Below are 21,944 nucleotides of genomic sequence, written 5' to 3'. Positions count from 1 at the left end.
CTGTTCTGGCGGTCATGCGGTCGGGCGTCCCGCAAGACGCTGGCTCGAAGGTGAAGGGGAAGGTCAGAAGCGGAAATAGATGAACGGGGACACCGTCTGTGTCCCGACGGCGTGATAGATGACCGTGACGGCAGCGGTGATCAGGACGACCTGGAGACCGGCGCCGAGCCGGGCGAACTGGCCGCGCACGACGATCCACCAGGCCCGGGGCACGGCCGCCGTCGCCAACCCGGCGAGGATCGCGGCCACCACGGTGGGGGTGACCAGCGGTGCCGGACCGGGCATGCTGACCAGCCGAGCGAACACCTGACCAGCCGTTCCCAGGTCCGGGGCGCGAAACAGCACCCATGTCGCGCAGACGAAGTGGAAGACCACCAGCCGCCCGATCCAGGTCCGCACCCGCGATGGCGAGGCAGGGCCAGGGGCCGGTCCAGGTGCGGGCCCGAGCTCGCGGGCCGGACCGGACGCGAGGTGCGCCGGGGTCGTCGTCGGCCGGAGGGCCGGCTCCGTCAGCAGGCCACCAGCCGGCACCGGCACCGGGGCGGCCTCACGCCGGGGAAGCGGCAGGGACACGGGCCGGGCGGCGGAACGTCCCGCGGGGCGTCCGAGGTGATCCCGTCGGGCGCGCAGGCGACGCTCCAGAGCGAGGGCCGCGCCATGCAGGGTGCCCCACAGCACGAACGTCCAGGCGGCGCCGTGCCACAGCCCACCCAGCATCATGGTGATCATGAGATTGAGCTGGGTGCGCCGCGGGCCGGCACGGCTGCCGCCCAGTGGCAGGTAGATGTGGTCGCGCAGCCATCGGGACAGGGTCATGTGCCAGCGCCGCCAGAACTCCTGCAGACTGCGGGCGGCGTACGGGCGGTCGAAGTTGTCCGGGAAGCGGAAGCCGAGCAGCAGGGCGAGCCCGATCGCGATGTCGGAGTAGGCGGAGAAGTCGCAGTAGATCTGGACCGCGTAGCCGTACACCGCGGCGAGGACCTCGGCGCTGGAGTGCTGCGCGGGCACGGCGAACACGGGGTCGACCAGCCGGGTCGCGATCAGATCGGCGAGTACCACCTTCTTGGCCAGGCCGCCGAGGATGAGCAGCAGCGCGCGGTACAGCGGGACCCGGCGAGGATCGCGGGGCGTGGTCAGCTGGGGGAGGAACTCGCTGGCCCGCACGATCGGTCCGGCGACCAGATGCGGGAAGAACGCCTCGTAGACCGCGAAGTCGAGCAGCGGCGCGGGGGCGGTCACCCCGCGGTGGACGTCGACGACGTAGCTGATCGCCTGGAACGTGAAGAACGAGATCCCGATCGGCAGCGCCACCTGCAGCAGCGGCAGCGGTGCGGGCAGGCCGACTCCGCGCAGCGCCTCGTCCACGGACAGGGCGAAGAAGCCGTAGTACTTGAACCAGCCGAGCAGGCCCAGATTGCCCGCGACCGCGGCCACGAGGATCCGCCGGTCGTGCCAGCGGTGGATCGCCCGGGCGGCGGTCTGGTTGAACAGGGTCGACGCGACGAGCAGCAGGACGAAGCGGGCGTCGGCGTAGCCGTAGAACAGGTAGGAGGCCGCGAGGATCATGGGCTTCCACGCCCACGGATGAGGCATGAGCAGCCACGACAGGGACAGGACCACGGCGAAGAACGCCGCGAACTCGATTGTCGGAAAGATCACCTATATCCGCCAGCCCTACGGTCATCGTCACCGAATAGAGTCAACCAAGCGCACAAGGTAGTGAGTCTGTGGGCTAAATGCCCTTCGCCTCGCGGTGGACCCGGCAGTGGGCCTCGCGGTGGACCTCCGGGCGGGCCCCGAGGGCCGGCTTGGGTGTCTTGGGCGGGAAGGCGTGCGTCTGCGCCATCGGATGGCTACCGTCCGGGCCATGAGCATCGTCATGGCCAACGGCCTGCAGCTGGCCTACGAGATTCACGGTGACAACGGCGGACGGCCGTTGTTGCTGATCGGCGGGCTCGGCCAGCAACGCGCCGGTTGGCATCCAGATCTTCTGGTCGCGCTGGCCCGCCGCGGCTACCGGGTGGTCGTGTTCGACAACCGGGACGTCGGCGAGTCGACTCATCTCGATGCCCTCGGTCAGCCCGATCTCGCCGCGATCCTGGCCGGCCGGTTCGAACATGCCCCGTACACCCTGGCCGACCTGGCCGAGGACGCCCTCGGGCTGCTCGACGCCCTGCGCATCGAATCGGCCCACCTGGTCGGCCAGTCGATGGGTGGCATGATCGCCCAGGTCGCGGCGCTGCGTCAGCCGGGACGGGTCCGCAGCCTCACATCCCTGATGTCACATCCCGGTGATCACCGGGTGCAGCCAAGGCCCGAGGCGCTCGGGCTGTTCATGCGCCCGGCCCCGGACAGCCTGGAGACGTCCCTGCTCGCCGCCCAGGAGGCCCAGCGGGTGCTCGGCTCACCGGAGTTTCCCTCGGACGAGGCATGGCTCGCCCAGCGGACCCGGATCTACTGGGAGCGGCGCAGCGACCCGAACGGGCTGCTGCGCCAGGCTGCGGCCCTGCTCAGCGCGCCCGACCGGACCGCCGATCTCGCGACGCTCACCACCCCCACGCTCGTGGTGCACGGCGGAGCGGACCCGCTGGTGCCCGTCCTGGGCGGACGGTTGACCGCGGCGGCGATCCCGGCCGCCGAACTGTTCGAGATCGACGGGATGGGCCACGACCTGCCCCGGCCGGTGTGGGACCGGCTGCTCGACAAGCTCGAGGATGTCGTCGATCGGGGCGAGGCGGGCCGTGCGTCGCTGGCGGCCGCGAGCTGATCGACGCGGGCGTTCAGGCGCCAGGCTTGATCACCATCAGGCTGGCGACGAGAAGCCAGCACAGGGTGCTCGTCGCCGCGCCGACGGCGACGCCGGCGATCCGGCGCCGAGCGTCGCCACCGGCCTCCACCTCGGTGATCGCACGCGACATTCCTGGTGCGACCAGGCCCAGGCAGCTCGCGCAGCCCAGCGCCCACAGCAGGAGCGAGCCCAGCAGCCAGCCGTCTCCCAGCGAGCGGACGCTGCCGAACGATCCCTGATGGACGAGCCCCACGCCGGTGAGCACGATGAGCAGCGAGGCTGCCGCGAGCACCCGCACCAGCCGGGTGGCCAGCAGCAGCACCGGCAGTGGCCCGGGTACCGCCCGCAGCAGCACCGGCGCCGTCACGCAGACCAGGGCGAGTGGTCCCAGCAGGAACAGTGCGAGGACGACGTGCAGGGTCAGTAACAACCCGAAGGCACCCGGATGTGGCATGCGCCGACGCTATCGATCGATGGCGGAGGTTGGCACACCGGCTGGGGCGGGTCCGGTCGAACCACTCGGCCGGACCACCCCGGGCCGGGGTGCCTCACAGCTGGAGGGAGCGGATGTAAAGGGTGCGGACCTCGTCGCCGAAGCGGGTGCCGTACAGCCGGTCGGTCGAACCGGCGTAGGCGTAGCTGACGACCCCGTCGATCCAGCCGTGTCCGGGGCCGAGCTGACCGAGGCCGGTGAGGAAGGGGCCGCCGCTGGCTCCGGCGGTCATACGGCAGCGAATTCCGATGGACGGGCCGCCGTACGGGTCGGTCGCCGCGGGGCTCGCGCAGTAGATCAGCCGAGTGCCGTCGAACGGCGCCAGCCGCGGATAGCCGAAGCTGTACTGCCGGACGGTGGTCGGCAGGTTGAACGCGATGTCCTGGGCGCCGACGACGTCCTGGAGGCGACGTCCGCCGTGCGGGTTGAACGTGGCGAAGCCGGCGTCGACATCGAAGTCCCCGCGCTGGGACCAGCCCGGGGTGGCGAGCAGTTGCCGGGCGGTCCAGATGCCGTAGGGCATCGAACCGTTGGCGTAGCCCGGCACGAAGGCGACGTTGCGGGCGAAGGTGGAGCCCGCCCCGCCGTGCAGGCAGTGTCCGGCGGTGACGACAAGGTTGCGGCCCGGGCTCGTGACGACGCTGGCGGAACAGGCGAAGTCGGCGCCGTCGATGGTGGTGAACAGCCGCCCGGTCGTCGAGGTGACCAGCCCACCGCCACGGTAGGGAGCGCCGTTGCTCGGCGCCGGCGGCGCACCCGCCGGCCCCTGACCGGTCTCGGCCGCGGCCGCCGACGGGGACATCTCAGCCGCATCGGAACCGATGCCGGCCCCGGCATCGGGGCCGGTATCGGTCGCGTCTGCTCTGGCGGCGGAGTGGGAGCCGAAGGCGCGCTCCCGGCGGGTGGTGGTCCAGTAGAGCGTGACCTGCTCCTGCTCCGCGGCGGTGAGCGCGCCGAAAGCGCTCGGGGCGTCCGGCCGGCCCGAGGTGGACGAGCCAAGGGCGGCCGTGGCACCGGGGCTGGCGGGGATGGCTCCCGTCGAGGACGGGCTGCTGATCGTTCCGTGTGACGCCCCGGCCAGCACGGGAGTGGCGGGCAGGGCCGCCGGTGCCAGGGCGACCCCCGCGGTCAGCAGGACGGCGGCCAGTAGCCGGGAGCGGGCGGGTGGGCGAGGTCTGGCGACGCGGCGGGGCGCGGTGTCGCGATGTCTCGCCGGCCCTCGCACTCTCCGCATCAACACGATCGCGGACGGTAGCAGACTGGTCGTGGTTCGGTGGCGCTCTGGGGTCGGGTACCGAGCTCTCGGCGGACTTCACCCGATGCGGGTGGGTGCCTGGTGGGGCCGTGACGGGGCGTCGGCGAGGCGGGCGAAGGCGTCCTCCCAGCTCGGCGCGTCCGCCTCGGCCGCGGTGGGCCAGAAGGCGAAGCGGGCATCGGCCATCGCGGGACCAAACCGGCGCATCGCCGCGACGTGCGCGTCGCTGCGAACGAAGGCGTTGAGGGCGTCGCGGTCGGTCCAGCGCGACAGCGTGTAGTACTCGCGCCGAAGTGGACGGGCCACCAGGGACACCCCGAGTGCCCCCGGTGTGGTCAGCAGTGCTCGGCGCACCGCCAGGGACTGGCGCAGCATCGCGACCGTCTGCCAGCGTGACCGCAGGATGAACCGGGACGCCATCGTCTGGGTGGTCGCGCCACCCGCCGGCTCGGGCGGCCGGTTCGGTGAGGCCGTCGGACTGTGTGGCGTGGTCCAGGGGAAGGTCGGCATGGCGGATCTCCAGGAGGGCGAGTCGGGCGGGTCAACCATCTCTTTCATACCGTCCAGGCAATAGTATTAAAGAGACCGTATGAGTCAAGCCGTATCATCGGGATCATGGAGGAGATCGCGCTGACGCCCGTGTCCTACCTGGTGCTCGGGGAGATCGCCCGCCGCGGCAGCGCCACGCCGTACGACCTGAAGGTGGGCGTGGCCGGGTCGGTGGGGCATTTCTGGTCGTTTCCCCATGCGCAGCTCTACAAGGAGCCCCCGCGGCTGGCCGCGGCCGGGCTGCTGGAGGAGGAACGGGAGGAGGGCGGCCGTCGCCGCCGGGTCTTTCGGATCACCGAGGCGGGCCGGCGCCGGTTCGAGCAGTGGCTGGCGCGCAGCGACGCGGGCCGTACCGAACTGCGCGACCCGGGCCTGCTGCGCCTCGCCTTCGGCGACCTGGCCCAGCCGCAGGACGTGACCCGGCTGGCCCGCGAGCAGGCGGACGCGCACCGCGTGCAGCTGGCGGTGTACCAGCGGCTCGCGGCGTTGCCACCGCGGGAGATCGTGTGGTCACTGCGCCAGACGCTGGAACTCGGTCTCGCCTACGAGAAGCTGGCGGTCGACTTCTGGGACGGCGTCGCCAACGACCCCCGCATCGTCGCGCGCTCCCACGACCCCGCGCCAGACCGCACCGACCCGCCCACCGCAGGGTCTTCCACCGCCCCGCCTTCCGCGACCCCCGCCAGGCGGGGGCGGCGGAAGGCGGCTGGTGGGTCAGCGGGCGGCGCGGCGGCGACTCCGGGAGCGTAGGTAGTCGCGGATGACGTAGCTGCCGAGTGCCTGCGGGTCGGGGGAGAGGATCCGGCCACCGTTGCGGCGGGCCATCTCCTCGACGAACTGCACCAGCCGGGGCTCGTCGTCGAGCATGAAGACGTTGATCGTGACGCCGCGCCGGGTCAGCTTGTCGACCTCGGCCAGGGTGAGTTCGAGGGTCTCGGGCATCGGCGGCCAGGAGAACGAAGGGGTGCCGTCGCGCAGCAGGTGGGCGGTGGGCTCACCGTCGGTGACGACCATGACGACCGGCTCGGCCTGCGGGTAGCGGCTGAGCAGCCGGCCGGCGATGAGCAGCGCGTGCTGCAGGTTGGTGCCCTGGACCATCTCCGAGTCGAGCCCGGCGAGCTCGACCGGGCGCAGCTCGCGGGCGTAGTCGGAGAAGCCGATGATGTGGATCTTGTCCTGGGGGAAAGAGGTGCTGACCAGGGCGTGCAGTGCCAACGAGGTCGACTTCGCGATGCCCCAGGTGCCCCGCAACGCCATCGAGTACGACAGGTCCACCAGCAGGCAGACCGCGGCCGTGGTACGACGTTCGGTCTCGGCGACCTCGAAGTCGGCGACCGTGAGGCGGACGGGACGTCCGGGGCCGGTCGGACCGCCGCGCAGCACGGCGTTACGTACCGTGCGCACCACATCGATCGGTTGGGTGTCGCCGAACTGCCACGCGCGGGACGTGCCCAGCAGATCGCCGGCGGACCCGGCATCGGTCTGGCCGTGGTCGCCTCGGCCACGGGCGGAGACCTGCCGGAAGATGCGGGCAAGCGCCGCCTGACCGATGCGGCGCACCGCTCGCGGGGTGAGCTCGAGGTTGCCGGCCCGGCGGGTGATGAACCCCTGGCTTTCGAGTTCCCGCTCGATCTGCTGCAGGCTGCGCAGGTCGTCGACGGCGGAGCGGCCCAGCGCCCGAGCGACGGCCTCGGGATCGACATCCTGCAGGGACGCGCCAGCGTAGTCCTGGCTCAGGGTCGAGGCGAGCTCGTCCAGCTCGGCCATCTCCTCGAGGGCGCTGGTGGCATCGCCGAGGCCCAGCGGTGTGTCGCCGGTGAGGCCCTCGCCCATCCGGGAGCCGCGCCCGCGTGCCCGTCCACCCCAGTTCAGGTCGGGCCGGGCCGCCCGCAGCGCCTGGTCGAGCCGGGACATCTCGGCGGCGAGCCCGAGGTCCTCCCGCGCGGTGGACAGCAGATCGGCGAGTTCGGCCCGCTGCTGGGGGGTCAGCCCGGCCAGCAGCCGGGCCGCGGCGGCCGCCCGACGGGCCAGCGCGTCGACCAGATCGGCCAGCGACCGCGGTTGCTCGGGGAAGAAGTCGCCGAACTCCGCCATGAACCGCTCGAACGCCGCGCTGGTGTCCTCCCCGCGCAGGTCCGCCTCGAGCATGCTGTTCAACGCGCCGATCATCTCGCGGATGCGGGCGAAGTCCTCCGGACTGGCCTGCTCGAGCGCCTGCTTCATGCCCTTGAACTGGGCATCCAGGACCTCACGGCGCAACAGCTCGGAGATCTGCTCGTAGGTCTCACGTGCCTGCGGGGAGCGCCAGCCGTAGTCGGCGAGCGCGCGCACGGCCCGGGCCGGGTCCGACGGCAGGCTGTCGAGTTCGGACTCGCGTAGCCGGGCGGTGTCGGACGGGTCGGGAAACAGCGCCGCCCGCTCCTGGCCCACCGCGGTGTCCAGCAGCCGACGGACCTCGGTCAGGGTGCCGTCCATCCGCCCGCGGGAACGGGCCTCCCGGCGGCGACGCTCGATGGCGCGGCGCAGGTCGTCCAGCCCGCGGCGACCGGGCATGCCGCGGCGCAGCAGGGCGTCGAGCGCCTCGCGGGGGGTACGCCCCTCGAGGATCTGGCGTGACATCTCGTCCAGGGCGCCGGCGGCGGCGAACGGTGAGGCGAGCGGGTCAGGGCCACCATCGAACGGGCTGTAGCGGAACGTACCGGAATTCACCGGGATGTCCTCCCTTGGGTCACGACCCGCCGTAGACCGTTCGGCCGGGCAGTTCCTCCTTGGCCAGCCGGCGGTTGAGGTACAGGCCCTCCATCGCGAGCTCGAGCGCGGCGGCGGCGAGACCGGGCGACTCCGCGCCGTCCACACCGAGCCGGCCGAGGATCGCGGCGAGCCCGGGCACCGGCCCGATCCGGCGTAGCAGTTCGGTCGCCGGGACGAGCTCCCCGGTCTCGACCGGACCGTCGTTCTCGAAGCGGTCCTGCAGCCCGGTGAGATCCGCGCCGGCCAGCCGGGCCCGGAAGGTCTCGGCGATCGCGCGGCGCAGCAGCAGCGCCAGCACCTCGTCCTCGCGGCCCTCCTCGAGCTGGTCGAACTCGACCTTGCCGCGCACCGCCGGGATGATCGAGACGAGGTCGACCACCCGGGCGGTGGCGGTCTCCTCGCCGGTCAGCGCCGCGCGCCGCACCGCGGAGGCGGCCACCGTCTCGGCGGCGGCCACGGCGAGCCGCGCTGACACGCCGGAGCGCTGGTCGACCTGCGGCGCGTCGCGGACAAGCCGGGTGAACCGGGCGACGACCTCGAGCAGATGGTCGGCGAGCTCAGGGCTGCCCAGCGGCGAACCGGCCCAGCTGACGGCGGCCTCCTGGCGGATCAACGCGAGCTCGTCGGCCAGCACCAACGGGTAGTGGGTCCGGACCTCGGCGCCGAAGCGGTCCTTCAACGGGGTGATGATGCGGCCCCGGTTGGTGTAGTCCTCCGGGTTCGCCGAGGCGACCAGCAGCAGATCCAGGGGAAGACGCAGCAGGTAGCCGCGAACCTGGATGTCACGTTCCTCGAGCACGTTGAGCAGCGAGACCTGGATGCGTTCGGCAAGGTCAGGCAGCTCGTTGACGCTGAAGATGCCGCGGTTGGTCCGCGGGACCAGCCCGTAGTGCACCGTCTCCGGGTCGCCCAGGGTGCGACCCTCGGCGACCTTGACCGGGTCGACATCGCCGATCAGGTCACCGACGCTGGTGTCGGGTGTGGCGAGCTTCTCCCCGAACCGTTCGCCGCGATGGCGCCAGCTGACCGCCAGCTCGTCCCCCCGCTCGGCGGCGAGCGCCCGACAGCGCCCGCAGACCGGTGCGTAGGGATGGTCGTTGATCTCACAGCCGGCCACGGCTGGTGACCACTCGTCGAGCAGGCTGACCAGTGTCCGGATCAGGCGCGTCTTGCCCTGCCCGCGCTCACCGAGGAAGACGATGTCGTGACCGGCCAGGATCGCCCGCTCCACCTGCGGCAGCACCGTCTCGTCGAAACCGACGATGCCCGGGAACCGCGGCTGCTCACCGCGCATCGCGGTGACGAGGTTGTCCCGCAGCTCGGCGCGTACGGAGCGGTGGACATGCCCGCTGCGGCGAAGCTCGCCCAAGGTGGCGGCCGCCGGCGGCGCGCCGACAGGCGTGCTGAGCAGGGCGGTCGCCGACGGTGGGGCCGTCGCCGAGGAGGCGGCGACCGGGGGGGTCGCGGTCGGTGGGATGGAATGACGGGGTGGTACCGGCAGATCCTCCACGGGTTGACGGTACGTCGGCGTCGCCCGGTGCGCAGCCAAGTCGGCCGCCGTCCGCTGCGGGCGTAGCCCACCGCCGCGGCCGACCGGGTGGCCGGCCGGCCGCGGCGGTGCGCGGTGCACGTTCCGTCAGAACACCGCACCGTGCACCGCGCGGACGCACCGCGGGACGGGGCCCGCGACTCGCCGGTCGGCCTCGCGGTGCCGCGTCAGGCGACGCGCCATGGGCCCGCGACCTGCGACTGTCGCCGTGTTGGCCGCGCCGGTCGGACTATCGGAGGAACCGCCCGCCCGGTCACCGGGACACGGGCGCGGCTCAGCTGGCGTACGGCACGACCGAGACGATCTCGACCTTGGCCGAGCGGCCGCTGGGCAGTGTGTAGCTCACCGTCTCGCCCGCCTTGCGTCCGGTGACGGCGCCACCAAGGGGTGATGCGGGGGAGAAGACGTCGATCGCGGTGCTGTGATCCTCGCGTGACCCGATGAGGAACTTCTCGGTCTCCCGCTCGCCCGGGAACCTGACCTCGACGATGGTGCCCGGCCCGGCCTGGCCGCTGACCGCCGGCGCCTCGCCGACCTGGGCGTCGCGCAGCAGATCGGCGAGCTGGCGGATCCGGGCCTCCTGCTTGCCCTGCTCCTCCTTCGCCGCGTGGTACCCACCGTTCTCGCGCAGGTCACCCTCCTCCCGGGCGGCCTCGATCTTGGCGGCGATCTCGGTGCGCCAGGGGCCGGTCAGGTAGTCGAGCTCGGAGCGGAGCCGGTCGTAGGCCTCCTGGGTGAGCCAAGTCTGCTGCGTCACGCGGGTCACGCTCCTCGGTGAACATCAAAAGGGTCATGGTAGCAACATCGATCAAGGAACTCAGGGTGAGCCCGCTGCCCGCCGCGGCTTGCCTGGGCCGGCGGCGGCCTCCGGACCAGCACGAACACCCGCCCGGGGAGCCCCGGAGCGGGCCGCTGATCACGAGTACTGCCACTGGTGGCACGGCCACGGCGGCCGCCGCCGCCAGAACCGCCGAGCCCGCCCGCGCCGGGGCCAGACCGACGCCACTGTCGGTGCGCCGGCCGGCGACGTGCTGCACCCGCCGCCGCGTGTGCGGACGGTGTATTGTGCCACGGCGTTGGGTGACTCTTCCAGATCGAACGTCGGACGAACCCTGGAGGTTTCCGCTCCGCCGACCACCCTGTCGAACGCCGTGGTGACCACTGATGCGTCCGCGGTGGTGTGATGCGTCCGCGGTGCTGTCGAGGTACGGGCACGGTACCTGCTGCCAGATCGCCGGATACCGCGGTTCGTCAAGCACAATGGTCGCATGGCTGCGGTCGACGAGCGGCATGGCCTGCGTCTCATGGCCATCCACGCACATCCCGATGACGAGTCCAGCAAGGGCGCGGCGACTATGGCGCGCTACGTGAGCGAGGGCGTTGACGTCCTGGTCGTCACCTGTACGGGGGGAGAGGAAGGCAGCATCCTCAATCCGGCGATGGACACGCCGGGAGTCGCCGAACGGATCGCCGAGATCCGTCGCGAGGAGATGGACAACGCCCGGCGCATCCTTGGCGTCCGGCAGGAATGGCTGGGCTTCCGGGACTCCGGTCTGCCCGAAGGTGACCCGCCGCCGCCCCTGCCGCCCGGGCGCTTCGCCACCATCGACCTGGCGGAGGCGTCCCGCCCGCTGGTCCGGCTGATCCGCACCTTTCGGCCGCAGGTCATCACGACCTACGACGAGGCCGGCGGCTACCCTCATCCCGATCACATCATGACCCACCGCATCAGCGTCGAGGCCTTCGAGGCGGCCGGTGATCCGGCGCGTTACCCCGAGGTCGGTACCGAGGCGGGCCTCGACGCCTGGCAGCCGTTGAAGCTCTACTACCACCTGTCCTTCCACAAGGAACGCATCCTCGCGCTGCACGAGACGATGCTCGCCCGAGGCCTGGAGTCCCCCTACGGCGAGCGGCTCTCGGAATGGATCGACCATGCCGAGGACGCCGGACGGCTGACCACCCGGGTGCCCTGCGCCGACTGGTTCGAGACCCGCGACCAGGCCCTGATCGCCCATGCCACCCAGATCGACCCGACCGGCTGGTGGTTCCGCATCCCGATGGACATCCAGCGTGAGGCCTGGCCGACGGAGGACTACCAGCTGGCCCGTTCGCTGATCGAGGTCGGGCAGCTGCCCGAGGACGACCTCTTCAACGGAATCTGACCGGTGCGGCGGCCCTGCCCGGGCCGCCGAACGGGTCGCCGAACGGGTCAGGGCACGCCAGCGGCGGCGTAAGGTCGGACGCGGATGTCCTGCTGTTGTTGGCGTGAAGTCGCGTGCTGTGAGGACGTGAGGCGTGAAACACATCTTCGCCGGTTCCGTGCTGGCCGCGCAGGAGCGCAACGCCGGCGGTCTCGGGCTGCTCGTCGTCGTGGTTCTGCTCGCGGTGTCCGTGGGTCTGTTCATCATGTTGTCGCGCAGCCTGCGGCGGATGCGGGCGAACGTGGCCAGTGGTGCGTTCCGCGGTGTCGATTCGGAGCGGGCCGCCGACGACACCGTCGATCCCCGCCAGGCCCTGCGTCGACGCTCACCGATCATGCGGGGGCGGGCGCCCGTGATCGACGGTGAGGTCGTCACCAGTGGTGAGGGCCAGGCCACGCTGCCCAGCCAGCCTGGTCCGCCCGCCGGGCACTGACATCCTGGCCCTCGGGGTTCCCGGCCCTCGGGTCCTCTTCGGCCGTCGGCGCTCCCTGGCCGCCAGCGTTTCTGATCATCAGCGTTTCTGACCATCAGCGTTCCTGGCCGTCCGGTGGCGCAGGCTGACAACACGTGGATCGCGAGGAGTCGCCCGGTGCGGAACAAGCTTGCGGAACAGACGTCTCCGTACCTGCTGCAGCACGCCGACAACCCGGTCGACTGGTGGCCGTGGTGCCCGGAGGCCTTCGCCGAGGCGAAGGAGCGGGGCGTTCCCGTACTGCTGTCCGTCGGCTACGCCGCGTGTCACTGGTGTCATGTCATGGCGCACGAGTCGTTCGAGGACGCGGACACCGCCGCCTACATGAACGACAACTTCGTCAACATCAAGGTCGACCGGGAGGAGCGACCCGACGTCGACGCGGTCTACATGGACGTCACGGTCGCCCTCACCGGCCACGGCGGCTGGCCGATGACGGTGTTCCTCACCCCGACGGCCGAACCCTTCTTCGCCGGTACCTACTTTCCGCCCAAACCCCGACCGGGCATGGGTTCGTTTCGCCAGGTGATGGCGGCGGTCGCGGACGCCTGGCGGGTCCGGCGCGCGGAGCTGGAGGAGTCGGGCGCCGACATCGCCCGCCGGATCGCCGAGGCGGCCGACGGCACGATCATCGCCGCCGCGGGCATACCCGACGCGTTCGCCGAGTCGCCAGGGGTGACCGCGCACCTGCTGGACAGCGCGGTGGCCGGGCTGTCGGCCCGGTTCGACGCACGCCACGGTGGGTTCGGCGGGGCGCCGAAGTTCCCGCCGGCCATGGTGGCCGAGATGCTGCTGCGCCATCATGCGCGCACCGGCGATCCGCGCAGCCTCGAGATGGTGTCGGTCACCTGCGAGCGGATGGCCCGGGGCGGCATCTACGACCAGCTGGCCGGTGGCTTCGCCCGCTACAGCGTCGACGCGACCTGGACCGTCCCGCATTTCGAGAAGATGCTCTACGACAACGCCCAGCTGCTGCGGGTCTACCTGCATCTGTGGCGGGCCACCGAATCCCCGCTCGCCCGGCGCGTGGTCACCGAGACCGCCACCTTCCTGCTCGCCGACCTGCTGACCGATCAGGGAGGCTTCGCCTCCGCGCTGGACGCCGACGCCGTACCCGCTGGTGAGGCCGTACCCGCTGGTGAGGCCGTACCCGCTGGTGCGACCGCAGGGCATCCGCCTCTGGCGCAGGAAGGGGCCAGCTACGCCTGGACGCCGGCGGGGCTGCGCGCGGTGCTCGGCGAGGCGGACGCGGCGTTCGCCGCCGAGATCCTCGGGGTCACCGAGGACGGAACCTTCGAGCACGGGACGTCCGTCCTGCGGCTGCCGGTCGATCCGGTGGAGCCCGCGGACCAGGAACGTTTCGCCCGAATCCGGACGGCGCTCGCCGCCGCCCGGGCGACCCGCCCGCAGCCGGCGCGCGACGACAAGGTGGTCGCGGCCTGGAACGGGCTGGCGATCGCGGCCCTCGCCGAGGCCGGTGCCCTGTTCGCCGAGCCGCGGTGGGTGCGGGCCGCCTGCCGCGCCGCCGAACTGCTGCGCGATGTGCATCTGGTGGACGGACGGCTGCGACGCACCAGCCGCGACGGTCGGGTCGGATCGAACGTCGGTGTGCTGGAGGACTACGGCGACGTCGCCGAGGGTCTGCTCACCCTGCATCAGGTGACCGGCGACCCACAGTGGCTGGACCTCGCCGGGCGGCTGCTCGAGGTCGTCCGTACCCACTTCACCGCGCCGGACGGCGGCTTCTTCGACACCGCCGACGACGCGGAGGTCCTGCTGCGCCGGCCGCGGGACGACTCGGACTCGGCGACCCCGTCCGGTCAGGCGGCGGTGGCCGGCGCGCTGCTGACCCACGCCGCGCTGACCGGTTCCGCGCAACACCGGGAGGCCGCCGAACGGACGCTGGCCCGTTTCGTCCCGTTGCTCTCCCGTGACGCCCGGTTCGCCGGCTGGGCCGGGGCGGTCGCCGAGGCGATGCTGGCGGGGCCGGCCGAGGTGGCGGTGGTGGACAGCCCCGCGCTGGAGCGGGTGGCCCGGCTCGGCACTGATCCCGGGGCGGTCGTGGTGACCAGCGGTCCGCTGCTGACCGGTCGGACCGCACCCGGTGTGTACGTGTGCCGTGACTTCGTGTGCGGACTGCCGGTGCACACCGTGGACGAGGTGCGCCGGGAACTGGGCGTGAAGGTCGCCACCTGAGGGCCGACGGGCTTTCCTTGCTTTCCGGGTAAGCGTGTAATCCTCGAAGGTCGGCCCGTGCGTGGGGGATCCGATCGGGGGACGACGAGGAGACGCGACATGTCCGGTGCGCGTGGTCGGGTGTACGGCAGATCGGGGGACCGTCTCGACGGCCGGCCCGGGCAGGACGCGTCGGACTGGTTCGCCGCCCGCGTGCCCGCGGACTGGTTCACCGGCCCCCCGGAGGTCGTCGTCGACCGAGACGAGATCACCGTTGTCGGCGAGCTCGCGGTCGGGTCAGCTGACGGGTCCGGGTCAGCGGGCGGGGCCGGGACGAGCGCACCGGACGAGGCGGGTGCCGGCCGGATTCGGCGGTTTCGCGAGAGCACCCGGGACGAGCGGGTCGTGATCGCCGGCGAGGCCGAGCGACGGTACGGGCGCAAGGTCGCCTGGGGGGCGACCAGTGGCCAGGCCAGCGAGCTGTTCACCGTGCTGTCCGTGCCGGTGATGACCCGGTTGCGCCAGCCGGAGCGCCAGGTGCTCGACACCCTGGTCGACTCGGGTGTGGCCCGTAGCCGCAGCGAGGCGCTGGCCTGGTGCGTCCGGCTGGTCGGGGACAACGCCGACACCTGGCTGCGACAGCTGCGTGACGCGATGGAACACGTCGAGAAGATCCGCGCCGAGGGCCCGGGTCGCCAGCCGGGGCGTGACTAGAAGATGGCGAACATCAACGCGAGGTAGTGGCACAGCGCGGCCACGAGCGTGAACGCGTGGAACACCTCGTGGTAGCCGAAGGTCGCGGGGGCGGGGTTGGGTCGACGGGTGGCGTAGACGACGGCGCCAAGGCTGTAGCAGACCCCGCCGACCAGCAGCAGCACCATGGACGCGATTCCGGCGCGGTGGGCGAGTTCGGGGATGACGAAGACGGCCACCCAGCCGAGCGCGATGTAGAGCGGCACGATCAGATAGCGCGGCGAGTGCAGCCACAGCATCCGCATCGTCACGCCCAGCGCGGCGCCGCTCCACACCACGGCCAGCACGATCCGTGCCGTCGACGTAGGCATGGCAATAAGGGCAAATGGGGTGTAGGTGCCCGCAATGAATACAAAGATCATTGAATGGTCGAGGCGTTTCATCCGCGCGCGGGCACGTGACGTCGACCACATCGTGCGGTGGTAGAGCGCGCTGGTGCCGAACAGTGCGGCAATGCTCAGTGCATAAATTGCGATGCCGAGTCGAGCACGGAGCGTGGTGGCCAGGGCGACGGCAAGGAGGCCCAGTGCAAGGGAGACAGGGAATGCGCCGGCATGTAGCCATCCCCGCATGCGTGGTCGCACCAGGTCACGTGGGTGGGTTGAGCGGTCCGCCTGCGGAGCCACGGAAGGCTGCTGCGTGAGGGAAGCCACGTGCAGGACGATAACCCGCGGCTTACGGCAGCCACGAGGCGGAGTCGCCGCGCACCGCTACGTCCGTACCGCTGCGTGATGGATCCGACCCTTCTGTCCGCTCGCTATCGCGCGACTGCGGGCGGAACGCGCGGTAGAGTCTAATGATCCTGAACGCGGCCTCGCGGCACCCTGTACGGCGCTTTTTGTCGGCTCGTCGACGAGTAAGTTCAAGGGCCGAAGTGGGCACACCCTTACAGGGCGAGAACGTGGCAGGTTTCGACTCGACCGGAGGTGTGAGCTGTGACGACCGCGGCACAGATTCCGGGGCTTGATGAAGCCCCTACGAAGCACGCCAGGCTGGTCGCCTGGGTGCGCGAGATCGCCGAACTCACCCAGCCGGATCGGGTTGAGTGGTGCGACGGCTCGGATGCCGAGTTCGATCGTCTGACCAGCCTCCTGATCGAGAAGGGGACGCTCTCCAGGCTCAGCGACGACAAGCGTCCCAACAGCTTTTACGCCGCATCCGACCCCAATGACGTGGCGCGGGTCGAGGACCGGACCTACATCTGTTCCGAGACGGCCGACGCGGCCGGTCCGACGAACAACTGGATGGAACCGGCCGAGATGCGGGCGAAGCTCCGCGGCCTGTTCACCGGCTCCATGCGGGGTCGCACGCTGTATGTCGTCCCGTTCTGCATGGGGCCGCTCGGTTCGCATATCTCCGCGCTCGGAGTCGAAATCACCGACTCGCCGTACGTCGTCATCTCGATGCGTACGATGACGCGTATGGGCGCGCCCGCCCTGGAACAGCTCGGCGAAGATGGTTTCTTCGTCCCGGCGGTTCATTCACTGGGCGCGCCGCTCGCCCCCGATGAGGCCGATGTGCCGTGGCCGTGCAACACGACCAAGTACATCAGCCATTTCCCGGAAACGCGTGAGATCTGGTCCTATGGATCGGGTTACGGCGGTAACGCCCTGCTCGGCAAGAAGTGCTACGCCCTGCGTATCGCGTCGGTCATGGCGCGGGATGAGGGCTGGCTCGCCGAGCACATGCTGATTCTGAAACTCACCTCGCCCGCGGGCAAGGTCCACTACATTGCGGCGGCATTCCCGTCGGCCTGTGGCAAGACCAATCTCGCCATGCTCATCCCCACCCTTCCCGGGTGGAAGGCGGAGACTGTCGGTGACGACATCGCCTGGATGCGGTTCGGCGAGGACGGCCGGCTCTACGCCGCCAACCCCGAGGCGGGCTTCTTCGGCGTCGCCCCCGGCACCGGTGAGCAGACCAACCCCAACGCGATCACGACGCTGTGGGGCAACACCGTGTTCACCAACGTCGCCCGCACCGACGACGGCGACGTGTGGTGGGAGGGTCTGACCAAGGAGCCGCCGGCGCACCTGATCGACTGGAAGGGCCGGGACTGGACGCCGGAGTCGACCGACCCCGCCGCCCACCCGAACGCCCGCTTCACCGTCCCCGCCGGCCAGTGCCCGACCATCGCCGACGAGTGGCAGGACCCGCGGGGCGTGCCGATCTCGGCGATCCTGTTCGGCGGCCGCCGGGCGACCGCGGTTCCGCTGGTCACCGAGGCCCCCGACTGGCGGCGTGGCGTGTTCTTCGGCTCGATCGTCGCCTCCGAGACGACCGCTGCCCAGGCCGGCGCGATCGGCAAGCTGCGTCGTGACCCGTTCGCCATGTTGCCGTTCTGCGGCTACAACATGGCCGACTACTTCGCCCACTGGCTCGAGGTCGGTCAGAAGGCCGACCCGGAGAAGCTGCCGAAGATCTACTACGTCAACTGGTTCCGCAAGAGCCCCGAGGGCTCCTTCCTGTGGCCCGGCTTCGGTGACAACAGCCGCGTCCTGGCCTGGATCGTCGGCCGGCTCGAGGGCCACGCCGACGGCGTGGAGACCCCTCTCGGTGTGCAGCCGACCCGCGAGGCGCTGCCCACCGAGGGCCTCGACATCTCCGATGCCGACCTCGACACCCTGCTCACGCTGGACATCGACGTCTGGAAGCAGGAGGCAAGCCTGATCCCCGAGCACTACCAGTCGTTCGGTGACCGGCTGCCGGCCGCCCTCTGGGCTGAGCACGAGGCCCTGGTCAAGCGCCTGAACGGCTGATCTCCCCGCGCGCCCTGATCGCGCGCGGACACGCACCCTCCCGGCCCGGGCCGGACGGCAGTACCACCCGCCGTCCGGCCCGGGCCGCGTTCGTGGTCACCATGTGTGATCGGTCTCGGATGGCCCGGCGGTTGCTTCACCTGCGTCCCGCCGTCCGCGGAGTGTCCGCGTGCGCGATTCTCGGGGTGCGGCGGGGCCGCCGCGTATGTGCAAAGCAACACGTCCGGATGAAGACGCGAACCCGAGAAATCTCTCGATCTTCTGACTGATTTCCGTCGGATGTCAGGTCGCCCGGCAGGCATCGTGGAAAGTTGATGCGAAAGTGCGCCCGGTCAGCGGAAATCGCCGTTGTCGCCGCCACCGGCCGCGGGTTGCCGCGCGTTCCGAGTGTTCCATACAGGTTTCCCTTGTCGGGGAGTCGGACGGCCCGACCGGAGCGTCCACTCGTCCGTCGCTTCCGGGACCGTCCGCCGCTCCCGCGGGCCGCTCGCGTGGCCTTCCTGATGCCCACGGTTGGCCCTGCCCGGACGTACGCCTTCCAGTGAACGATGTTCTCAGGTTCGCCTTACCTTCGTCCTGGACGCCAGGAATACGTCGTCTCGCGAGACGCGGTCGTCCTCGGCCCAGCCGGGCACTGTGCCTGTTCCAGCCAGCCGGAACACCAGCGCAGCGCGCCAGGCGGGCCAGGCGGGGCCGGCAGGCTCACTCTGGCTTCCGTGCTCCCGGGGTCTCCGTGCTCCCGTGCTCCAGGGGCCCGATCCGGCGCGGCTCGGCCGATCGGTGCCAGCGGTGGCTGGGGGCGGCGGTGGGGTCACAGGATCATGGGGGCGCTGTCCCGTGGTGACGGGCGACGGGTGGCTGGCGTCCGGGCGGGACGAGGTGCGGCGATGGTCGTGTCCGGCGGGACGTGGCGTGGCGATGGCCGCGTCCCGCGGGGCCCGGTGCGCGGGCGGGGCGGGCCGAGGCCGCGCGGTCAGCGCTGGCCGTCATGATCCGTGCACGGTCGCACCCGCGGGGCTGCGGTGAGTGGGCGGGTGGGTAAAACGTTTCCAGTTCTTAACGCAACGTGTTGCGGAAAGTGGGTCGCCATCGTCCGAGGCGGCGGCTACCGTGAGACCCCTAGCGTCTAAGCCGAGGTCCGGCATAGTGCCGGACCTCTCGGGAGGCCCCTCGGTGCCGCAGGTGCGACTACACCAGGAGGCCGGTGCCCGGTCCCTGTTGGGGCTGGTCCCGGACTACCTCCGAGTAAGCGGGTGGGCGTGTGCCACGAACGCATGTCGTCGACACAAGCGTGCTGCTTTCTGATCCGGGCGCGCTGCTGCGGTTCGCGGAGCACAATGTCGTGCTCCCCCTCGTCGTCATAGGTGAGCTGGAGGGGAAGCGTAACCATCCGGAACTGGGCTGGTTCGCCCGGGAGGCCCTGCGCCTCCTGGACGACCTGCGCATCCGGCATGGCCGCCTCGACCAGCCCATCCCACTGGCGGACGGGGGAACGCTTTGGGTGGAACTCAACCACACCGATGCTGCCGTGCTTCCACCGGGGTTCCGGGTCGACACGAACGACTCGCGGATCCTCTGTGTGGCCATGAACCTGGCCGCCGAGGGCCACGAGGTCGTACTGGTCACCAAGGACCTTCCGCTGCGGGTGAAGGCCTCGGTCCTGGGCCTGCCGGCAGAGGAGTACCAGGCCCTGTCGCCGGTGGACACCGGATTCTCCGGGATGGCGGAGCTCACCGTCGACCAGGAGGACCTCGACCGGCTCTACTCCCGGGAGTACACCGAGATCCTGGCCGCGGCCGATCTGCCGTGTCACACCGGGCTGGTGCTCACCACCTCGGGGGGCAGCGCCTCGGCGCTCGCCCGGGTCACCGCGGACAAGCAGGTCCGCCTGGTCCGTGGTGATCGGGACGCCTTCGGCCTGCACGGTCGCTCCGCCGAACAGCGGGTGGCTCTCGACCTGCTGCTCGACCCGGACGTCGGGATCGTCTCGCTCGGTGGCCGGGCCGGCACCGGCAAGTCGGCGCTGGCGCTGTGCGCGGGGCTCGAGGCGGTGATGGAACGGCGGGCGCACCGCAAGGTCGTCGTCTTCCGTCCGCTGTACGCGGTGGGTGGGCAGGAACTCGGCTACCTGCCCGGCAGCGAGAACGAGAAGATGGCCCCGTGGGCGCAGGCGGTGTTCGACACGCTCGGGGCGCTGGTCTCCCCGGAGGTGATCGAGGAGATCGTCGACCGGGGCATGCTCGAGGTGCTGCCGCTGACCCACATCCGGGGTCGCTCCCTGCACGACGCGTTCGTGATCGTGGACGAGGCGCAGTCGCTGGAACGTGGGGTGCTGCTCACCGTGCTGTCCCGGCTGGGGCAGGGCTCGCGGGTGGTCCTCACCCACGACGTGGCCCAGCGGGACAACCTGCGGGTCGGCCGGCATGACGGTGTCGCCTCGGTCATCGAGACGCTCAAGGGTCACCCGCTGTTCGCTCACGTCACGCTGACGCGGTCCGAGCGGTCGCCGATCGCCGCGCTGGTGACGACGATGCTCGAGGACCTGGTCCTGTAGCCCGACGGTCCTGCCGTCCCGCGGGACGTCGTGCGTCCCAACGCCGACGTCCCGCGGGACACCGGACCGCGGGAACGTTCGGGCCGGGCGAGTGGTTGTCACAGGTGACCTTCATGGGAGGTGTCACCGCATGATCTTCGGTCGCCACAAGACCGCTCTTCCCACCCCGGAGCAGGCGCTGCCCGGGCGGGACAGTCCCATCCTCGGCGGTGAGGTGCCGCACACGGTGCTCGGCACGTCGATCACCGGTCCGTTCCCCGCCGGTCTGGAGACGGCCGTGTTCGGGCTGGGCTGCTTCTGGGGCGCCGAGCGGATGTTCTGGCGGGTGCCCGGCGTGTACACGACGGCCGTCGGCTACGCCGGCGGGTCGACGCCGAACCCCACCTACGAGGAGACCTGCTCCGGGCTGACCGGGCACACCGAGGCCGTGCTCGTCGTGTTCGACCCGGCGAAGGTCACCTACGAGCAGCTGCTCAAGGTGTTCTGGGAGGGCCACGACCCGACCCAGGGCATGCGTCAGGGCAACGACGTCGGCACCCAGTACCGCTCGGCGATCCACACCACCTCCGACGTGCAGGCGAGGACCGCCGCCGCCAGCCGGGACGCCTTCGCCGAGGTCCTCGCCGCGGCCGGGTTCGGCGCGATCACCACCGAGCTCGCCCCGGCCGGCACGTTCTACTACGCCGAGGAGTACCACCAGCAGTACCTCTCCGATGCCAAGAACCCGCACGGCTACTGCGGTCTCGGTGGCACCGGGGTCTCCTGTCCGGTGGGTGTGGCGGCCACCGGCGGCTGATCAGGGCTTGTCGGCCGGGGTGAGGGCACCGTCGATGGTGTGGACGTCCCGGCCGACGGGCAGCTTCGCGACGCTGTCGACGACCGCGGTCGGGCGGTAGGGGAAACGTTCGATGTCGGCCCGGCCGGTGATGCCGGACAGGACCAGGACGGTGTCCATCCCGGCCTCGAGGCCGGCGACGACGTCGGTGTCCATCCGGTCGCCGATGACGACCGTGGTCTCGCTGTGCGCGGACAGGGTGTTCAGGGCGCTGCGCATCATCAGCGGGTTGGGCTTGCCGACGAAGTAGGGGGTGATGCCGGTCGCCTTGGTGATCATCGCCGCGACGGCGCCGGTGGCCGGGAGCAGGCCCTCGACGGACGGTCCGGTCGGGTCGGGGTTGGTCGCGATGAAGCGGGCCCCGCCGCGGACCAGCCGAATCGCCCGGGTGATCGCCTCGAAGCTGTAGGTGCGGGTCTCCCCGAGGACGACGTAGTCCGGCGAGCGGTCGCTCAGGACGTAGCCGACCTCGTGCAGGGCGGTGGTCAGACCCGCCTCGCCGACGACGTAGGCGGACCCGCCGGGCCGCTGGGTGTGCAGGAACAGGGCTGTGGCCAGCGCCGACGTCCAGATACGTTCGGCGGGGATGATCAGGCCCGAGCGGGCGAGCCGGGCCGACAGATCCCGCGCGGTGAAGATCGAGTTGTTCGTCAGTACGAGAAAGCCCAGGCCCGCGGCGGTAATGCCGGCGATGAACGCGTCGGCGCCGGGAATGGGATGTTCCTCGTGGACGAGAACGCCGTCCATGTCGATGAGATAGTTCTCGATCCGTCGTTCCGACATGGACGCTGATTCTGCCCTGTGGTCGGC

18 protein-coding genes are annotated in these 21,944 nt (G+C 71.0%); 9 read left to right on the top strand and 9 right to left on the bottom strand.

Annotated elements, in window-relative coordinates; all coding sequences use genetic code 11:
• Positions 1-63 precede the first annotated feature (63 nt).
• A complete protein-coding gene (locus MXD59_RS15695) occupies positions 64-1,659 on the bottom strand; it encodes an MBOAT family O-acyltransferase (protein ID WP_248825473.1) in 1,596 nt (531 codons plus the stop codon).
• A 208-nt stretch (positions 1,660-1,867) separates the two neighbouring features.
• Between MXD59_RS15695 and MXD59_RS15690 the strand changes: the two genes are divergently transcribed.
• Complete coding sequence (locus tag MXD59_RS15690; RefSeq protein ID WP_248825472.1) at positions 1,868-2,767, top strand: alpha/beta fold hydrolase; 900 nt, start codon at positions 1,868-1,870, stop codon at positions 2,765-2,767.
• A 13-nt stretch (positions 2,768-2,780) separates the two neighbouring features.
• Here the strand turns inward: MXD59_RS15690 and MXD59_RS15685 are convergent, their stop codons facing one another.
• From MXD59_RS15685 to MXD59_RS15675, 3 genes are all read right to left on the bottom strand, one after another.
• On the bottom strand, positions 2,781-3,242 hold the full coding sequence (locus MXD59_RS15685) for a hypothetical protein (protein WP_163547563.1): 462 nt from the start codon (positions 3,240-3,242) through the stop codon (positions 2,781-2,783).
• Between the two features lie 94 nt (positions 3,243-3,336).
• Positions 3,337-4,515, bottom strand: coding sequence for a trypsin-like serine peptidase (locus MXD59_RS15680; RefSeq protein WP_248825471.1), 1,179 nt, complete (start codon positions 4,513-4,515; stop codon positions 3,337-3,339).
• 78 nt (positions 4,516-4,593) lie between these two features.
• Complete coding sequence (locus MXD59_RS15675) at positions 4,594-5,085, bottom strand: antibiotic biosynthesis monooxygenase family protein (RefSeq protein ID WP_248825470.1); 492 nt, start codon at positions 5,083-5,085, stop codon at positions 4,594-4,596.
• 66 nt (positions 5,086-5,151) lie between these two features.
• On the opposite strand from MXD59_RS15675, the gene MXD59_RS15670 reads away from it, so the two are divergent.
• The gene (locus MXD59_RS15670; protein WP_248825469.1) at positions 5,152-5,835 is read left to right on the top strand and encodes a PadR family transcriptional regulator; all 684 of its coding nucleotides are present in this window, start codon (positions 5,152-5,154) and stop codon (positions 5,833-5,835) included.
• Here MXD59_RS15670 and MXD59_RS15665 read toward each other — a convergent pair.
• The 3 genes from MXD59_RS15665 to greA form a co-directional block, all read right to left on the bottom strand.
• The gene (locus MXD59_RS15665; RefSeq protein ID WP_248825468.1) at positions 5,800-7,794 is read right to left on the bottom strand and encodes a vWA domain-containing protein; all 1,995 of its coding nucleotides are present in this window, start codon (positions 7,792-7,794) and stop codon (positions 5,800-5,802) included. The genes MXD59_RS15670 and MXD59_RS15665 overlap by 36 nt on opposite strands.
• A 19-nt stretch (positions 7,795-7,813) precedes the next feature.
• A complete protein-coding gene (locus tag MXD59_RS15660; protein WP_248825534.1) occupies positions 7,814-9,205 on the bottom strand; it encodes a magnesium chelatase ATPase subunit I in 1,392 nt (463 codons plus the stop codon).
• Between the two features lie 454 nt (positions 9,206-9,659).
• Positions 9,660-10,142 carry a transcription elongation factor GreA gene (greA, locus tag MXD59_RS15655; RefSeq protein ID WP_163547568.1) on the bottom strand — a complete coding sequence of 161 codons (483 nt, stop codon included), beginning with the start codon at positions 10,140-10,142 and terminating at the stop codon, positions 9,660-9,662.
• A 511-nt stretch (positions 10,143-10,653) separates the two neighbouring features.
• Between greA and mca the strand changes: the two genes are divergently transcribed.
• The 4 genes from mca (at position 10,654) to abmR (ending at position 14,947) form a co-directional block, all read left to right on the top strand.
• A complete protein-coding gene (mca, locus tag MXD59_RS15650) occupies positions 10,654-11,547 on the top strand; it encodes a mycothiol conjugate amidase Mca (protein ID WP_248825467.1) in 894 nt (297 codons plus the stop codon).
• Between the two features lie 133 nt (positions 11,548-11,680).
• Positions 11,681-12,019: a hypothetical protein gene (locus tag MXD59_RS15645; protein WP_248825466.1), complete on the top strand. Its 339-nt coding sequence runs from the start codon at positions 11,681-11,683 to the stop codon at positions 12,017-12,019.
• A 156-nt stretch (positions 12,020-12,175) separates the two neighbouring features.
• Complete coding sequence (locus tag MXD59_RS15640; protein WP_248825465.1) at positions 12,176-14,254, top strand: thioredoxin domain-containing protein; 2,079 nt, start codon at positions 12,176-12,178, stop codon at positions 14,252-14,254.
• A gap of 99 nt (positions 14,255-14,353) precedes the next feature.
• The gene (abmR, locus tag MXD59_RS15635; protein WP_248825464.1) at positions 14,354-14,947 is read left to right on the top strand and encodes an ATP-binding transcription factor AbmR; all 594 of its coding nucleotides are present in this window, start codon (positions 14,354-14,356) and stop codon (positions 14,945-14,947) included.
• Here the strand turns inward: abmR and trhA are convergent.
• Positions 14,944-15,639 (bottom strand): PAQR family membrane homeostasis protein TrhA, encoded by a 696-nt coding sequence (gene trhA / locus MXD59_RS15630; RefSeq protein WP_248825463.1) that lies wholly within the window; start codon positions 15,637-15,639, stop codon positions 14,944-14,946. The two genes, abmR and trhA, sit on opposite strands and share 4 nt — an antisense overlap.
• A 282-nt stretch (positions 15,640-15,921) precedes the next feature.
• Between trhA and MXD59_RS15625 the strand changes: the two genes are divergently transcribed.
• The 3 genes from MXD59_RS15625 (at position 15,922) to msrA (ending at position 21,095) form a co-directional block, all read left to right on the top strand.
• On the top strand, positions 15,922-17,745 hold the full coding sequence (locus MXD59_RS15625) for a phosphoenolpyruvate carboxykinase (GTP) (protein WP_248813890.1): 1,824 nt from the start codon (positions 15,922-15,924) through the stop codon (positions 17,743-17,745).
• Between the two features lie 1,261 nt (positions 17,746-19,006).
• A complete protein-coding gene (gene phoH2 / locus MXD59_RS26995; RefSeq protein WP_163550025.1) occupies positions 19,007-20,299 on the top strand; it encodes an RNA 5'-3' helicase PhoH2 in 1,293 nt (430 codons plus the stop codon).
• Between the two features lie 130 nt (positions 20,300-20,429).
• Positions 20,430-21,095 (top strand): peptide-methionine (S)-S-oxide reductase MsrA, encoded by a 666-nt coding sequence (gene msrA / locus MXD59_RS15615; RefSeq protein WP_248825462.1) that lies wholly within the window; start codon positions 20,430-20,432, stop codon positions 21,093-21,095.
• Here the strand turns inward: msrA and MXD59_RS15610 are convergent, their stop codons facing one another.
• Positions 21,096-21,917, bottom strand: a complete 822-nt coding sequence (locus tag MXD59_RS15610) for an HAD-IIA family hydrolase (protein ID WP_248825461.1) — start codon at positions 21,915-21,917, stop codon at positions 21,096-21,098.
• Between the last annotated feature and the right edge of the window lie 27 nt (positions 21,918-21,944).

The sequence above is a fragment of the Frankia umida genome (assembly GCF_023242945.1).
Taxonomy (GTDB): Bacteria; Actinomycetota; Actinomycetes; order Frankiales; family Frankiaceae; genus Frankia; species Frankia umida.
The sequence above is the reverse complement of the archived record's forward strand: the minus strand, read 5'-3'. Positions and strand labels throughout refer to the sequence as shown.

Excerpts from the sequence above, each read along its gene's own strand:
- MXD59_RS15690 (WP_248825472.1), top strand. The coding sequence starts at position 1,868 with ATGAGCATCGTCATGGCCAACGGCCTGCAGCTGGCCTACGAGATTCAC.
- MXD59_RS15685 (WP_163547563.1), bottom strand. The coding sequence starts at position 3,242 with ATGCCACATCCGGGTGCCTTCGGGTTGTTACTGACCCTGCACGTCGTC.
- MXD59_RS15680 (WP_248825471.1), bottom strand. The coding sequence starts at position 4,515 with ATGCGGAGAGTGCGAGGGCCGGCGAGACATCGCGACACCGCGCCCCGC.
- MXD59_RS15675 (WP_248825470.1), bottom strand. The coding sequence starts at position 5,085 with ATGGTTGACCCGCCCGACTCGCCCTCCTGGAGATCCGCCATGCCGACC.
- MXD59_RS15670 (WP_248825469.1), top strand. The coding sequence starts at position 5,152 with ATGGAGGAGATCGCGCTGACGCCCGTGTCCTACCTGGTGCTCGGGGAG.
- mca (WP_248825467.1), top strand. The coding sequence starts at position 10,654 with ATGGCTGCGGTCGACGAGCGGCATGGCCTGCGTCTCATGGCCATCCAC.
- abmR (WP_248825464.1), top strand. The coding sequence starts at position 14,354 with ATGTCCGGTGCGCGTGGTCGGGTGTACGGCAGATCGGGGGACCGTCTC.
- msrA (WP_248825462.1), top strand. The coding sequence starts at position 20,430 with ATGATCTTCGGTCGCCACAAGACCGCTCTTCCCACCCCGGAGCAGGCG.
- MXD59_RS15610 (WP_248825461.1), bottom strand. The coding sequence starts at position 21,917 with ATGTCGGAACGACGGATCGAGAACTATCTCATCGACATGGACGGCGTT.